At 42.9% G+C, this 15,687-nt stretch carries 12 protein-coding genes; all 12 read right to left on the minus strand.

Translation table 11 applies throughout. The annotated features are described in order from the left end of the window. Positions 1 to 112: 112 nt before the first annotated feature. Positions 113 to 760, minus strand: a complete 648-nt coding sequence (locus AC0THY_RS18770; protein ID WP_489992104.1) for an HD domain-containing protein — start codon at positions 758 to 760, stop codon at positions 113 to 115. A gap of 23 nt (positions 761 to 783) precedes the next feature. Beyond that, positions 784 to 1,614 (minus strand): hypothetical protein, encoded by an 831-nt coding sequence (locus tag AC0THY_RS18775; protein ID WP_489992105.1) that lies wholly within the window; start codon positions 1,612 to 1,614, stop codon positions 784 to 786. A 21-nt stretch (positions 1,615 to 1,635) separates the two neighbouring features. After that, the gene (locus tag AC0THY_RS18780) at positions 1,636 to 2,154 is read right to left on the minus strand and encodes a hypothetical protein (RefSeq protein ID WP_489992106.1); all 519 of its coding nucleotides are present in this window, start codon (positions 2,152 to 2,154) and stop codon (positions 1,636 to 1,638) included. Positions 2,155 to 2,165: 11 nt separating this feature from the next. Then, positions 2,166 to 2,933 carry a hypothetical protein gene (locus AC0THY_RS18785; protein WP_489992107.1) on the minus strand — a complete coding sequence of 256 codons (768 nt, stop codon included), beginning with the start codon at positions 2,931 to 2,933 and terminating at the stop codon, positions 2,166 to 2,168. 118 nt (positions 2,934 to 3,051) lie between these two features. Then, positions 3,052 to 6,423 (minus strand): ATP-binding protein, encoded by a 3,372-nt coding sequence (locus tag AC0THY_RS18790; protein WP_489992108.1) that lies wholly within the window; start codon positions 6,421 to 6,423, stop codon positions 3,052 to 3,054. A gap of 73 nt (positions 6,424 to 6,496) precedes the next feature. Then, a complete protein-coding gene (locus tag AC0THY_RS18795; protein WP_489992109.1) occupies positions 6,497 to 9,214 on the minus strand; it encodes a dynamin family protein in 2,718 nt (905 codons plus the stop codon). Beyond that, positions 9,196 to 9,834 carry a hypothetical protein gene (locus tag AC0THY_RS18800; protein ID WP_489992110.1) on the minus strand — a complete coding sequence of 213 codons (639 nt, stop codon included), beginning with the start codon at positions 9,832 to 9,834 and terminating at the stop codon, positions 9,196 to 9,198. Before AC0THY_RS18800 ends, AC0THY_RS18795 begins: the two co-directional genes overlap by 19 nt. A gap of 135 nt (positions 9,835 to 9,969) precedes the next feature. Beyond that, positions 9,970 to 12,066, minus strand: a complete 2,097-nt coding sequence (locus tag AC0THY_RS18805) for a dynamin family protein (protein WP_489992111.1) — start codon at positions 12,064 to 12,066, stop codon at positions 9,970 to 9,972. Positions 12,067 to 12,069: 3 nt separating this feature from the next. Beyond that, a complete protein-coding gene (locus tag AC0THY_RS18810) occupies positions 12,070 to 13,638 on the minus strand; it encodes a hypothetical protein (protein WP_489992112.1) in 1,569 nt (522 codons plus the stop codon). Positions 13,639 to 13,813: 175 nt separating this feature from the next. Next, positions 13,814 to 14,527: a LytR/AlgR family response regulator transcription factor gene (locus AC0THY_RS18815; protein WP_489992113.1), complete on the minus strand. Its 714-nt coding sequence runs from the start codon at positions 14,525 to 14,527 to the stop codon at positions 13,814 to 13,816. Further along, positions 14,524 to 14,982, minus strand: a complete 459-nt coding sequence (locus AC0THY_RS18820) for a hypothetical protein (RefSeq protein WP_489992114.1) — start codon at positions 14,980 to 14,982, stop codon at positions 14,524 to 14,526. Before AC0THY_RS18820 ends, AC0THY_RS18815 begins: the two co-directional genes overlap by 4 nt. Next, positions 14,982 to 15,599 carry a hypothetical protein gene (locus AC0THY_RS18825; RefSeq protein WP_489992115.1) on the minus strand — a complete coding sequence of 206 codons (618 nt, stop codon included), beginning with the start codon at positions 15,597 to 15,599 and terminating at the stop codon, positions 14,982 to 14,984. Before AC0THY_RS18825 ends, AC0THY_RS18820 begins: the two co-directional genes overlap by 1 nt. Positions 15,600 to 15,687: the final 88 nt, after the last annotated feature.

Genomic DNA, 15,687 nt, shown 5'->3' on the forward strand with positions numbered 1-15,687 from the left:
CTGATCTTTATAAGAATCTTTCCAAGGTGATTTTCTCCCTCACCCGTATTAGCGTCAACTCCCCTGAATGAATCATGGTCTCCGAGTATAAATCCCCTTCTGAAATCTGACTTTATTCCTCGGAAAATGGATATGTGGCATCGTCTCCCTTTAGTTCTATACCATGGGCTGCTGCAAGCGTATCATTTACAGCACGAATATTGGCACGCATTATAAAAAAATAATCTGACATTTCCCGCCACTTTTCTTTTCCTACCTTCATAACTGGCAGCAGAAGCTCGTCCGTCTCTCTGATGTTTTTCACAATAGCCTCCTCACTCAGAATTCCTTCCATAGTAGAAAGGTTCATAAAACGATCCAGTCCTTTACACATAAGTGCTTCCCTGCTCTCTAAAAGTTCATTGAAATACCTCCTCTTAGCAATTTGCTTTTCTTCGTCATCATATTTGTGGAAAGTCATGTACTTCACTCCTTTCCGGATCGTATCATTAAAAGGAAGTTCTTCCACTTGGGTTGCCGTATCCTCACATACATCGTGCAAAAGGACTGTTGCGGCAATGTCATCGTCCTTTATCCCAAGTGCGATTATATAACTTGCCATCCAAAGCGGATGTACTATGTATAATTGTCCATTAGACCGACGCTGCTGACCATGCTTCTCTCTCATAAATCCAAGGGCACGAAGACTTGATTTCATTTCTGCCCCTTTGAAATATCCGCTAAGATGTGTATACAATTTGCTTTCATTATATCTGTGCATAGTCTTTCCTCCTCCCTAAAAAGTTATTTTATATGATAGTTATAACCTTGCCGTATTGGGTCATTTGTGATAACAGCAAAACTGCCTTTGGCATCGCTGTAACTGTGCAAGAATTTGTCCATTGGAACAAATGTCCTTCCGGATTCCGGAGTTTGGCCTGAACTGTCACAAAGGTAAAAACCAACTAAGTTACCGGAATCAGGATCTCTTACCGTACCAGTCAGACATACTGCATGGGTTGCGGCTATCTCGCCTTTATCATTAAATACTTTCCACTCCCGATCCTGGAGTACGCCTGAATTAAGGCCCAGCAGCACTCCATGTCCTCCTTCAATTGCCGAAGCCAGTCGTTCAGGTGTCGCTGTTTCATTGGCAAGCTCACAATGGGAAGGAAAACCAAAATGCTCCAGCAAGGCAATTTGCTGTCCAATTGTAGTCCCTCCCCCATGAAACTTCTCGTCATTTTTAACACACAAGTCATTTTCCATTGCGTACTCTACAACTTCCGGTTCCGTCACCTCCTTTCCGCCTATGATACATAGGTTGGCTATTGAGGTGGGGCCGCAGGTGCCAAAGCTTCCGTAAGGATTATCATATCCCTGTTGATGGTCAAGAATATCCCCTAAAGAAATAGGATCCCCGCATATAATTGCTTTTTCCATACCAGGCACAGCTGTTGTCAGTTCCATAGGAAGAATTTGTTTGATATTCTCAATCTCACTTTCATCCCAGATCTGGGACTCGTCTATTTCTTCCTCTCTCATCAATTCCATACGTTCCTGAACAAAATTTGCATCTCTTTCTTCTGCGTTATCAGTTGGTTTGCCGGATACCTCCAATGTTTTCCATTCCATATAGAATGTACCTCCTCCCTATCATGGGAAAATACTTTTGTCGATCCATTCAAAAAAATCCTTTTCTGTATCAACGCAAAAAGCCATCAACTCTGCTGGGATCGTATCATAAAGGCATTGCCTGTATTCCGCTAATGTTTTCCGTTCCTCATCAGAAATATCTTCTGAAAGAGCAAACTCGCGGACACTTTCATATAAAGAAAGTAATTTATTCAAAAGTTCCGCCTGCTCAGCGGCTGATTTTGCAATGGGTACCTTTGGACTCATCTTCCCATCCAGCGGAAATTTATCAGCATTTGCAAACTCACAATAGTGTGCATTTCGATACTCCAAAATTATACCTGTCCCATAATCCGTCACCAGCCGGATATATGGCCTTGTAATATCACCCTTCCCAGACAGATTATAAGCGAAATACACTTCGCATTTGTGGCCATTTTCCTCTTTCACAAAGGCAGGTGTCAGTGAATACCCATTCCCAGTTATTTCTGTCATCTGCCTTTTAACTTTTTTCAAAAGATCCTTGTACAATACTGTCATATCCCACCCTCCTAAGCCCGCAAATCAGATCGAATCGAACTTGTAGAAAATATTACATTAGCTCCAGGTACGCTTTCATAACACGACTGCAATCTCTCGAGAGACAGGACATCGCAGGCCTTGCCGTACCCACTGTCACAGATTGTCAGACCAAGCAGCTCACCTGTCTCCGAATCACGAACCGTACCGGTAAGCGTCACCTCATGATTAGAGAAACCGTCTCCCACATACGCTGGATCGTCCCAAAGATAACCTGCATTGACCCCCATAATTCCCACATAGCCTGCTTCCAGCCGGTTTGCAATATCTTCAATTCTCCCGCCCTGCTCAAATGGCTCGAACAATTGAGTGTCAATGCCAAAGTCCCGGATGATTCTTTGCATATTTTCTCTTTCCACACCGCCTCTTTCTGCCGATGGCACGAACCATCCATGATTGCATTCATCATTGTCAATGGCATATTTTGTTATCATATTTTCATCCGCTGCAGAAATTCCGCAAAGATTCAAGAAATTAGCTGTAGAAACAAGCCCGCAATTACCTTTTGCAAAGTAAGGATTATCCCCCTGCAAATGGTCAAGGCTTTCTCCCGTACTGATAGGATCTCCAAACACCACCACATCCTTTCCTTCGAACCCGGACATATCGTTTCTTATTTCAGCACCTGAAATCTTGATTTCATTGTTCCGATCCATATCAAAATATTCTGTTTCATGCATATTGATTTCATCGCCCGCATCCTGGAATTCCTTAAAAACATCAGGTATCCTATTCTCCACACCTGTCACCTCCTTCATTTCTTTTCTATACTATACATCCAACACGGCGTTGTCGTGCATAGACTCCATATTCATGGCTTAAAACTGCATAATTATCATAAATCTGTTTCTATCTCCGCTAATCTGTTTTTATTTGCTGTCTGTATCCTATATACCTTGCACACATTTTCCCAATTTCATATCTAGGAAGAAACCAGCTGATACCGCATTGTACAACGGCGGCAATTTCATCCGTAGTCAACTCGGCAGCTCTTTGAAGCTGTTCCTCCACTGAGAAGCACCAGGCATTCCTATCCTCCCGATTTCCCGTTTCCTTTATAATCTGCTTCAGCGGAATCAGTTCAGTGAGTAATTTTCTGCACTCAGCCATGTCACCGCGAAAACTTTTATATTTTTCATATTCTTTGATCACTCTGATTGCTTCATCTGCTTTTTCTCCAAAAAACGAGAAGTCCTGTCTATGAAGCTCCTGAATGGTTTCCGGAGAAACACTGCTTTTCTTGTTCTCCCCCATCATTTCACTTAATACGACAGCAACTGCCTGTCCAGCAAGTTTTCTGTACATAATCTGGTCGGGGACTGATCTGTATACAAAGGGGTCTGCTTTGTCCTCGGAGAAATAATTTATCTTGCAGAGTGCAGCGCTTGTCCATCCGTTCTGATAGACTGCTGCTACCCCTGGGGAAAGCCTTGCGATTTCCTGCTTCTGTTCATCATTCAGGGTTAAAGAATCCCCTGCCGCCTCTCTGTCATTCCTGTCGGGCAACATAAAAAACACCTTCGTATGTGTATTCCGGATGACGGATGCATCAAGAACAGACGGAGACTGGTCGGCAATAAGAAATCCCTCTCCGTATGTCCGCATTTCAGCTATTGCATTTGTAATCATTTCTACCGATGCCGCCCTCAGGTCAACACCTTGCGCGCTGCCGCCCGAGCTGTTTTTGCGGAGCAGATTGTGCGCTTCTTCCAAAAGTGTCACATGCCTCAGAGGACTGTTAATCCTTCCCTCACACATGCGGTGTTCCGAAAGCCTCATGGTAAGAACCCCCATGAGCAATGCCTTTGTCTCCGAAGATCCAATCCGGCTGATGTCCACAATAACGTTTTGATCAAATAATACATCATCTCCAATCTCATTCCTGCCAAAGATCATCCGGTATAATCCATTCGTGAGGGACTTAATCCGGGTAACCAGTGCCCCGGTATAATTCCCCTTGACCTCATTCGAATAAGCTGACTTTTGTATCACAGCCGGCAGTGCCTCAAGCAGGTCATCAAAAGATGGAAAATCCGTATTTTCCGGCTTTCTCCCAAGATACAGGTCAAAGCCCCTGTCAAGATATATTTTTTCTATTGCTTCCTTCAGAATAGCGGGCATTGCGTCATACATTGTCCATGCAGCATTGAATATATCCAGCAGTCTTTCAATATGCTGTACTGTAGAAATCCCGTTGGGAAAAGCAAAGGGATTTATACGAATTACAGGGGATCTCATGGCATCTGCCCCAAACACATGAAAGCCCTCCCTGCCTCCGAGTACACTTGCATATTCCCCCTTTGCCGGTTCGATAATCAGCATCTTTATTTCATGGCGCGACAACTGATCCAGAAGTTGGTAGCAAAAGTTTGATTTTCCTACCCCAGTTGCCCCTGCTACAAACAGATGCTTTGTCAAATCGTTAATGCGAAGGTGTATCGGTGTCTGAGTCTCCGTTTTTCCCAGATGGTATACATGCCCTATATGTACGTTTTTTTCATCAGACGTTTGTGCCGCGTCTCCATCCTGAAAGATAATATCCCGGGAAAATCCGGCATATTCGGAAACAACCATTCCCGGAATTGATTTTCGCGGGAATGAAAAATATACAGGAATATCATTTAATCCTATCATCTGGGCAGCTTCAACGCTGGGCTGATGTGGTTCGCTCTTTAATGCGAATACCGGATGAAAACCTTTCGACAGATACTCCACCAGCATATCGACATCAGACATGTTCCCCCAACGATATATTGGTGAACTTAACGCCGCTCCTTTTGAATTTGTCTCTGTCATAGTCCTGTAAATATTGGCGGCCGTCACGGCCGTCTCTGTGTCTCCGGCTATAAAATATGCCGCTCCGGTAAAAGCTCCTTCCTTTTTCAAACGCTGCAGCTGACTGATTTCCCGTTCAAGTTCCTTCAATATTACGCTGATATGCTTGTTTATCATAGTATATTGGGCGGAGTTACCCACTGTCCTGTTATTTCCAATGGAATAACCGTTGGAGTCGGTTGTTCCCTCGCTGACACTGAACGTCACCTGTTTGCTTTCACTGTCTGTAAAGTCATCATGTTCGCTTCGCCCCGCTGAAATAGACTTCGCATCTGGAGCCACTCCTGTTAAAACACCAACGTTTGTCGCAGCCGCGGAGATACCAGACCCGTAAAACATGGACTGCAGGAACCTCCCGCCTCCATATGCACTTCCAAGAACACCTGCGAGGGTCGCTCCTGCCCCCATGGCTGCTGCCCCTGCAAGAGGGATTGCAAGAGATACGGCTGTTCCCAGCAAGCCCAGTCCTGCTTGCGTCCGCTTTGCATGATCATCCGCTTTTTGTTCCGAATAATTTGTCCCCTCTCCATGAGTGTGCGAAACCCCATGTGTCAGTCCGGCACTATAACTCTGATTGGAAGTCACCGAATGCGAAAAATTAAGATTGACCGAATCGGTATCGCTCTCAGATAACGAGATAGTCTGCTTCTCAAATGGCGACAGCTGCATATACAACAGCTCAAGCTGATGCTGCATTGTTATCAGCATTTCACCGGGAACCGTCTTAGCTAAAAGTATCATGGAAAAAGGTCTGCCCCGCATCCCATCAAGAAGAACGTCTATTTTCTCTATTGCATCGTAAGGATTGGCAGGATTTTCCGTATTTTCACCATATGCACCCGGGAAAGCTGATATTGCGGAAGCAGAAATCCTTTCTCGTGTTCCGTTCACTACGGAATTCTGAGCAAAGACCTCCTCCATAATGTTATTTACCTCCGGCATCTTTACATTGTAAAACTTGCATCCCGGCAAGATTCCTTTCAAAGAACGGATAAAAGTATTAAATGCAGGATTAACGGTATCCATATCCTTTCCGCAAATGCCAATATAAATCTCTGTCCGCTCCCCCTTTGCCTGCAGAACAAGCATTAACCCAGCTTCAAATGCCTCTACCGCTCCAAAAAGGCTCTTTAGCTTTTCAGACAGGTTCTCATTTTTGTCGTGAAGGATCCCATCTATACGGATCATGCGAAGGTTCGTACCCTGTTTAATTCCTTCAATTTCCTCAGTAACAGGCACAATAGGCATTTTGTCCAAATATTGCAGATAATTCTTATGCAGATACAGGTCGGAAAGATAAACCATGTCATCTACCATTGACGCAATTCCACTCTCCTCCACTGCTGTTCCTTCATTCTCATTCAGTGTTTTTCTTATTTCTCCCTTTTCCTGCATGGAAACCTCCCTGTCATTCCTTTAAACCATCGCTGACTTTCATCTATGGTGATATCTGTTTATGATGGATTTCCTAATTTAGTGTAAGCCTTTCCTTCAATTGCGTGATTGTAATGATACTTTCTCTGTTCTTCCCTATTCTGTTCACAACTTCTATCGAATGCCTCTCATAATCACGCTCAATACTCTCAAAGGAAGCGCTGTATTTAGACCTGTACTCTTCCAGCAGTTTAATTGCCCAACTGAGGTTCTCTGCTTCTGTTTGACGGATGCTGTCCTGACATGCCGCAATCAAATTGTTTTTATATTCCATCAGTTTCTTTTGTACATTCGTTTTTGCTTCTCCTTTCTTAGACTCAAAACGAACAGCATCCCAGATAAATCCGGCGGCAAGTACCAGCAGATTAACGCCTGGGATAAACAGGGTAATACCCCCAGCAGTCAGCAGAGCTGCGTGGTCACTCAGGAATGATGAACCTGCGGATGGTGCTGATACCAGCGCTGTGTCCGAAATGGCCCCACTTTTCACTGATACTGACCGAGCATTTATTTTCCCCAAATACCTGTTGTACTTATCCAGGCACTTTTCCGCTTTCTTTATGTATTCCCTGCTAAAGGTGTTAAGCTCAGAGATTATTTCTTTATTGATCTGACTGACAATTTCCTGACTGGCGTCTTTCATCTTGCTCTGATAATAATTCCCTAAGCAGCTGTTCAGTTCTCCTGTATTCGATGCATCCTCTATTCTTTTGTATATATCCTCTGCCTTTGTGTCTATGATTTTGCTGACAATGTTTTTTGCTCTTAATTTTCGTCCATCCGAACTTGAATTTATGCTATTCTTATATTCCGATTTTATTGCATGAAACTCCTTTCTCAGCTGTGTTGAGGATGCTCTTCGCAGCCTCTCATGTTCTTTCTGAAGCTCCTCTGTCTCTCTTGAAATAGATACTGACATAGTTTCTATCATTTCTTTCATCACGGAAGCGATTCTCTGTGAAACGAGCTCTGTTCGCCGTGCATGCAGCTGATTTATGATTGCACTGACTGACTGCTCAAAACCTTCTGCCCATTCCCTGTCCTTATTACTCAATGACCTGCCGCTGGCATATTCCACAGCCATCCCAGCAGAGATACTGTATATGTTGGGATGACTCTGATGAAACTGTTCCCTGACAAGCTGCGTTGTACTGCGGATCACTTTACTGATTTGTTTATCAGGGACAAGATCCATTTTAGTCAGAATAATAATTGCATTTTTCATTAGATCCATGGCATTTTCTTCCATAAACTGCCTCGTGTCTTTTGACATCGCATCCTTTGCAGTATAGAGCACTATAGCAGCGTCTGCATCCTCCCTGAGAACCGTCTGCGTCTGTATGATATGCTCCTTATTTTCTTCATCCCCCGGGTTCATTCCCGGAGTATCAATCAGGCAGAAATTTTCAAACCCTTCTCTCTTTGGAAAAGATATATCTATCTTTTCAATCGTCCTGATCAGAGAATTAGAGGTGGTGATATAATCAATCATCTCACCTATATCATCTGGCAGGTGTATTCCGGTTTCTGCTTCAAGCTTAGACAGGCCCGGCTCTGTCAAATGGTATTTCGTCCCGCCTCTTGCAGTTAAGACAATGAACGGATCATCCTCCCCATATATGTTTACCTCCTCTTTTATCTGACTTAAAACCTCCTCTTTGTTCCAACGAATATAGGTTGGTATTGCCGTTGTAGGTATGTCACTGGTAGATAAGAGTTCACGCCCAATCAAAGCATTCAGGAATGTGCTTTTGCCGCAGCTAAAATTTCCAATAATGGCAAGTCTGAATTCCGGGTCATGAAAACGAGTTTGCAATTGGCTGATTCTTTCCGTATATGCTTTCTTCTCCTCTTCATTTAGGCTTTCAATGATTCCGGGAAGCAGCGAAAATGCGGTTACAATACTGTCCCGCAGACAGCGGCCGCGTATGTCCGACATAATCTCCTGAACGGATGCTTCAAATTTTTCTGCCCATACCCGATCCTCCTCTATACCATCTTTTTTAAACTGTAATGCCTTATATGATGAAACACCAAAAATTTTCGGTATTGGATTGTGAAGATATTTTGCTGCCATTTTTCGGATACTTGGTATAACCTCCCTATACGTTCCCTCCGGTATTGTATCCACATGCGTTAAAACCATAGTCGCTTCTTCTAACAGCTTTGGATTGTATTTATAAATTTCATTCATTATGTCTCTTACCGCAGATCCATAAAGACGCTGTACGTTATCTATTATAATCACTGTATCTATCTCTGTTATCCATTCATTCCCAGAGGACTCATAATGTACCCGGGATGGAATATCCACCATACACATATTTTCATAATCCGCATGTTCTGGAAAATGGAGGTCTAACTTCAAAATTTCGATACGAATATCACTTTCATAGATAAATTCCATAATTGCCCGTGTATTCTTCGCAAGGTTTGCCCCTGCCATTCTTTGAAACCAAGCAAATTCTCCCGCAATCAGGTTACATACCCTGCCGTCTTTAAATGTAACAGACAGAATCGGCTCATTCTCCCCATAGCCATTTTCAGCTTTACCTCCGACAGATTTCATCCACTTCTTTTTATCCCAATGGATATATATAGGTACTGATCTCTCATTAGGCAAAATACCTGTTGGGATAATATCTTTTCCTGTCAGAGCATTCAAGAAACTACTCTTTCCAGCACACCACGTGCCCACTATCGCTATATAAAATTCTTTTTTCGTATTTTCCTTTATGGCCGTGTACTCCATGTTCCTTTGCCTCCTAAAATTTTCAGAAGTTCTTTCTCTGCGTTATCCCAAACTTTTACACTGTTCGGATTGTTCTTATTATTAGTGCAAAACTCCTTTGCGGCATTTATCGTTTTTCTCAGAAGTTTGTATGTTTCTTGCAATGATTCTAAGGATGCCTCAGGCTTCTGCATCAAGCCCTGTTCGCAGTATTCAATTAGATTCATACTATATTGGTCAGGTACGAAATGTTTTTTGGTCTGAATAAAATTCAGAAGCCCACTTTTTATCTTTTCCGGGTGATAATATTCAACACACTCGCATTTCCACCTATTTGAAGAGTAACCTCTTCCCTCAACAAACTCCGCCTGGGATTGCAGCTCTTCTGTCACTATTGAGAAGTAATCCGAAAGACTATAAAAAAACAATTCTATCTCATCCTCATTGAGGTCATCCATCAGCTCAGCCAATAACCCATCCCATCTGTGATACGAATAGGTATATGGAGAAAGCCAGTTATCTATCGGCTGTCCGACTATGAACTCATCAATACGCCTCCCGCTGCGGGTATGCTCATTTTTGTCGATAAAAAGCCTTGAGCTGTTAATATATGGATTGTAAAAAATATTTACTGTTCTCAAATCAATCCTCCCATATAGCAATAATCTCTACAGGCATACTTTTGCCTGTAGAGATTACGGACATAAAATGTAATTCCTTTCAAAAGCCCGGTTACGGGTAGGTTTCACCCCCGGAAATCAGGCATTGAATCCGCTTCATGATATAACGACATCCGTAATGTTATATTTTCTGCAAATATCAATTGCATTTTCGCGAATTTCCTCCAGCTTTTTCGCTGCTTCTAACCTGGCTTTGATCTGCCTGTCCTTTGCATCCTGACCAAGCTTGCTTTCATTTATCATCTGCTGAATGCTGTCTTCCGTATCTTTGATATCCCTGGCAAGAGCCTCATCCATATCGCTGCATGCACTGTCAATATACTCACGTACATTCTTTAATACACTGTCCACCATTTTATCAATATCCTTAGCGGCTTCCTCGCTGGCATAGGCTTTTCTAAAATCCTTAACGGACTGTACCTTTATTTTTTCTACCTTTTTCTTATTGTTATCCGTCAGTATAGCTGCAATGCTGGCGCCGATAGCTGCCACAGCAACTAACGGAAGACTGATGGCTACTCCGGCAGCCATCATCACGCCCAAAGCCACCCCTGCACCAGCCTGAAATGCAATCCCGCGCGCCATGGCTCCCTTTCCATAGATCGCAGACATTCCGCCCGTAAACCAATCCCCTGTGATCATAGCATAGGCAAGACCAACCGCTATATTTCCCACCGTTCCGTCCCCTTTGTGGCTCTCACCTGCTACCATATCTGTTATATCCGTCAAATCCTTAGCAATCTGATTCAGGTCAGGCCGGATCGCCTTGGCGCTTTCCTCCACAGCGGATTTCATATAAATACCAAGTTTCTCATTAGACCACTTCCTGTATGCCACATTCATCCTGCGGGTAATTTCATTCTGGCATTCCTTCTGAATTGCCTTGGCCCTTTTCTTTGCCCCGTTCTCCCCAAATGGCCAAAGCTTTCTTGCTCCATCGGGCAGCTCTGTTTCCGGCTCAAATCCCTCAAGGTCAATGCTTTCCGGCAGGCTTTTGACAAATTCCCTCACCATAGTTTCCGCTTTCGGAAGATAGTTTTCCAGATGATTGCGGTAATTTCTTCCTGTATTAAAGGAGTTGCTCCGGACTATTCCAAGCTGTGCATTGGCATCCTTTATCTTCTTTTCGAGACTGTCCACATCCTGTGCCGCCGCACTGTTCAGGTTCCCAACCTCCTTAATCATGGAATCTGCCTGTTTGACAATTGTGGAAGCCATGTTCTTTACCTGATCCTTTCCCTTTCCCTCTACAAGATACTGCCCAAGGTATCTTTCAAACCCCTCAAAGCCAGAATGTCTTAAACCTTCCTGGTTTCCATCCAGTTTGGCCTGCAGCCCCTCCAGTGAATCCAGGAAATGTATGGATTCTTTGCCCAAATCCGTGTGCCCTGTCATATAGGAGACAAGCCTGTTACGCAGTTGTTCCAGTTTTTCCGGCTTTCTTCCGGACTGTCTTACCACAATATCATAAAACGTATATCCGGTCACAATGTTCTTCAGCCCAATATTATTGATTGTAGTCAGCTGAGCGCGGTCTGTTCCCTGATAAGCCTTCTGTGAATCCATCACATAGACAATCGCATCCGCATGCGGGAGATAGTCATTGACAATATAGTCGTTGCTGTAGGGGTCATTGATTCCGGGCGAGTCGACCAGAACAACTCCATCCTTCAAGATATTAAGCGGCCAATAGATAACCATCTTCTCGAATTTGGAATCAATCTTCGAGGTAGATTCCGAGTCCATAGCGTTCTTTTCCATGGCATTGATCGCGTCATCTGCACTCAATGATACGTACCTTTCTATTTCATCGGATGTAGTTTTCTTAAGATCAAATGGTTCATCCCCGCCTTCCCAGCATCCTTTCTTTGGATAAAGAGTTATCCGCTTTTCTTCCCCATAATGGAGTTCACCTAAAACTGCCGTTTCAGGCAAAAAACCCGTTGGGAGCAGTTCCTCTCCTATCATGGCATTGATCATACTGCTTTTTCCTGAACTGAATGCTCCGATGATCAGGACAATAAACTTCTCTCCCGTTTTACTTCGGGCAATCTCCAGCTTTTCCTTCTGAGCTGCAGCACGTTCAGGATCAGAATAAATCTGTATTACACAATCCTCCTCTCTCTGAATCAGCTCTGCAAGCTGGTTCAATACCTTCTTGTGATCAACAATCATCCCTGTTGCAGGCTTCATACCTCATACCTCCTGTTTTTTATCATTATGTTTTTTCTTTAGCTCACTGCATTCTTCAAGCAGTTTTTTAAGCGCAGCCTCTTTGTTATCAGAAATCCTGCTGTCATTTTCCTTATTATCCAGGTTTTGCTCACAGCGCAGCAATAACTCGTTTATCTTTCCATAGCTGTACTCCGCGCTTTCCCGTACAAGCTTATTAATACTATTTATGCCTTCCCTAAAAGCCTCCTTCATTCCATTGGAAAATGCTGTTTCATTTTCCGCCTGCCTTTTTTTCACATAGGAAGCGCCCCCGATTCCGGCCGCTGCGATGCCTCCGGCCCAACTGACGACTGACGGCAGCGGCGCAAGCACAAATCCCCCGACAACAAGTCCCGTTCCGATCAGAACCTTTATGCTCTCCGTTATTCCTGCCGTTCCCTGATATGTCGGCTCTAATGTCGAGTCGAATCTTGGTTTATCATATGTGTATTGCGGCGCATACGCCTTAAGTTCCTCCACAGTGTCCTCGTTCCATCCGGAAATGGCCAGAAGCCTTATGCTGGCATCCGCTTTATTCACATCTGCCAAAAAAGCCTCTTGCAGACTGTCGACTGCATATTTTGCTGCTTTATGGTACTCATCCTCCGCTAATTTCTGAATCTTCTCATTTGAATCAGACTTTCCCCTTGCCCGGGTAACTTCTAAAACCATTGCTTCCAGTTTCGAACCCATATCTTCTGAAATACGCGTTACGGCATTCTTCTTATAATTGTCAATGTCCATTCTTATTGTATAACAGTCTGCCTTGATCCTTTTTATCTCCGCGGACATCTGAGAAGCGCGTACAGTCGATAGGCGCATCATTTCATCATTTTCACTGATCCTTCTTTTTATTTTCTCCTCAACTTTTTCCAATGTATAAAGAAAAACATGATGCTGCCTTGCATCTCTGTTTTCCTTTAGCTCAACGTACCCGGGAATGGTATTCCTTACCATTCTGCCTTTATCCTGTCCACTCCTCAAAACAATGACCGGAGGCAGACCCAAGGAATCATTTATCTTTACAATGTAGTTAATGACTTTCTGCCTCTCCGCCTCCTTTACATAGTCTATGCCATTCACAACTACTTGTCTGTTCAGAAATGGCATGGCTTTCAGAAAATTGATTTCATCAATATTGAATGGTGCAGTAGCAGAAATCATAAAGAAAACCATGTCTATGGAATACATATCTTCAACCAGCACATTCTCCTCAATGAAATCCTCCTGCCGGAATTCATACAAAACCACCCCCAAATCATGCCATTCGTGATTTGCCACCATAATACACTGATATCTGTCATCCTCGTTCATCGGCTCAAAACACACCCTCAGAGGCTTTTCGGCATCATCCATGTTTCCAGGCTCCCGCACCTCGCTTCCAACTATGTCATTGATAAACGTTGTCTTTCCACTATTTCTCAGACCTGTAACAGCAACCTTTGTAAGTTCCTGACTCTTTAATCCATTAGATAACGCCTCCATCTTATTTACAAAGTCAACACATTCAACCTCTTTTGCAACCAAACGCATTTCATCATATTCATTCATGATATATCCCCCTTTTCTATTGGTAGACCAATCATACAGCACCTTCTTCAAAAAAATCAGTAAAGTGCTTTTTATAGTCTCCAAACTGCATATTTACAAACAAGAATTTCCATCATCCACTTTACCTACTTATTTCCCTGTAAATACTGATTCAGCCAGTGAGAATAATACTGTCTTAAAACATAATTTTTTTATATTTCTCTATGCTTGATGCAGCTGACTGGTACCTTGCGTCTGATATCGGGATATCTTCGCCATTTTCCAGAGTAACCATATGCATATCCCTTCTTATGCTTCGTATATATTCTATATTTACAATAAAACTTTGGTGTATCCGAACAAAACGGTATGAAAGCTTTGATTCAAGATCTGAAAGCTTTGCAAATACTGTCTCGTCTTCTTCATCGATCTTATGAATCTCAACATTTTTCAGATTACTTTGCAAATACAATATATGCCTCTCTGGTATTAGAAGCAATTTTTTTCTGGTCTTATAGTGGAACGTAGCGTTCGAATGCATCAGCTCATTTACCACAGCATCCAACTTCTCAACCAGAATGTTATCGTTCTCCATCCAGAAATGAAACTCGATCGGTCTTGAGTGGAATAATGGCTGAAGTCTGCAAGGCCCGGAGCTGTAATAAAATATCCGACAATCAGGATTCAGGGAGTATATACTCATGCCCTCCTGCAGGCCGTCTTTATTTTCGAGTGAAACAAGCGCGATATGTATACCTGATATATATTTTTCCAACTTTTTGACACTACCTTCCGTGCTGAACCAGAGTGTCCTAAAATCCATATTCTTTTGAATAGAATACGTTACCAGCAGTTCTTTCATTTTTAATGCTTTCTCTGCATTCTGTTCAAGAATGGCAATCGTTATCATTTGCTTATCTCCTGATATAATTCTTCCAAACCAAACCTTCTAATTACGCTCTTCAGTTTTTCCTGATACGCACTAATGTCTATACCATAATCTTTGCTGCCAGTATCAATGTTTTTGATGAGAGCATCAAATGCCTTATATAGTTCCAAGACCATGGCCTTGCCTTCATTCGCTATCCAGAATGCATCCATGTTCCCTACAGGGGACAAATTATTTGGGTGAAATCTGACAAATCTCTCAATATGCTCAAATGGGTAACTAAGACTTATTTCACAGTCTGCATGGTAAAACAAAACTCTCCCTTCTTTAAATCTGATGCTATGGGGATAGAAAGTCAACAACAACACCTTTCCTGAAAATGACAAATATGGAAATCCCAGCGTACACTCAGCTCCTATCTCATTTCGGCTCAAATATTTATACCATCCCGAATGCACAAGATCCGTATATTTCATCACACTTCCTCCCTGATTACCACCATCCTGCTATTTCCCTTTTCCCAGGCTGATAAAAATAACGAAAGATCACAAGATTTTTTACCTGTGTTGGATCGTGGATCGTGAAAAGTTATTTGCGGATTCGCAGGATTCGTAACATCAATCGTTGTTACCACCACAGGATGGTCAGCCGTCAGCCCTGGAAAATCTGACATTTCCGGTACATTCAACACAATGCCGCTTACCATACACAAAACGCTCCCGCCTTCATCCAGTTGTTCCGCCAACAGTTCCATCGTATCTCCCTCAAACCATTCCACCTCAAGGTTATTCACCTCAAACTCCCTTACGGCATCATACAAAGTGATCCTCGCATCATCCCGAAATGCATTCCCTGAGGTGTTCTCTATTCCAAAATGTATGAGAATCATCTCAGTACACGAAGCAAGACTTGATTCTCCGTCCAAACAAGTAATGACAGGCACTGTTTCATCCATACGTCCAAAAATCAATACTTCTTTCTTACCTTCTTCTACATTTACTGCCTCACCTCTGAATCCGGATATTACCAAGCCATAGAGTCCCTCATCAATCTTTTCCATATCGTCAAAAGGTGTCGTCACGAAGCGTTCCATAACCTTATCTCCAATTCTTTCACTTCTTCCACTTCATTAGCTTTTTTAATCTTAGCACATTTAACCAAAGCATGCAACTTTTTAGCGT

The sequence above is a fragment of the Ruminococcus sp. 8Y-12 genome (assembly GCF_058119865.1).

Excerpts from the sequence above, each read along its gene's own strand:
- AC0THY_RS18805 (WP_489992111.1), bottom strand. The coding sequence starts at position 12,066 with ATGAAGCCTGCAACAGGGATGATTGTTGATCACAAGAAGGTATTGAAC.
- AC0THY_RS18825 (WP_489992115.1), bottom strand. The coding sequence starts at position 15,599 with ATGGAACGCTTCGTGACGACACCTTTTGACGATATGGAAAAGATTGAT.
- AC0THY_RS18790 (WP_489992108.1), bottom strand. The coding sequence starts at position 6,423 with ATGCAGGAAAAGGGAGAAATAAGAAAAACACTGAATGAGAATGAAGGA.
- AC0THY_RS18810 (WP_489992112.1), bottom strand. The coding sequence starts at position 13,638 with ATGAATGAATATGATGAAATGCGTTTGGTTGCAAAAGAGGTTGAATGT.
- AC0THY_RS18770 (WP_489992104.1), bottom strand. The coding sequence starts at position 760 with ATGCACAGATATAATGAAAGCAAATTGTATACACATCTTAGCGGATAT.
- AC0THY_RS18780 (WP_489992106.1), bottom strand. The coding sequence starts at position 2,154 with ATGACAGTATTGTACAAGGATCTTTTGAAAAAAGTTAAAAGGCAGATG.
- AC0THY_RS18795 (WP_489992109.1), bottom strand. The coding sequence starts at position 9,214 with ATGGAGTACACGGCCATAAAGGAAAATACGAAAAAAGAATTTTATATA.
- AC0THY_RS18815 (WP_489992113.1), bottom strand. The coding sequence starts at position 14,527 with ATGATAACGATTGCCATTCTTGAACAGAATGCAGAGAAAGCATTAAAA.
- AC0THY_RS18820 (WP_489992114.1), bottom strand. The coding sequence starts at position 14,982 with ATGAAATATACGGATCTTGTGCATTCGGGATGGTATAAATATTTGAGC.
- AC0THY_RS18775 (WP_489992105.1), bottom strand. The coding sequence starts at position 1,614 with ATGGAATGGAAAACATTGGAGGTATCCGGCAAACCAACTGATAACGCA.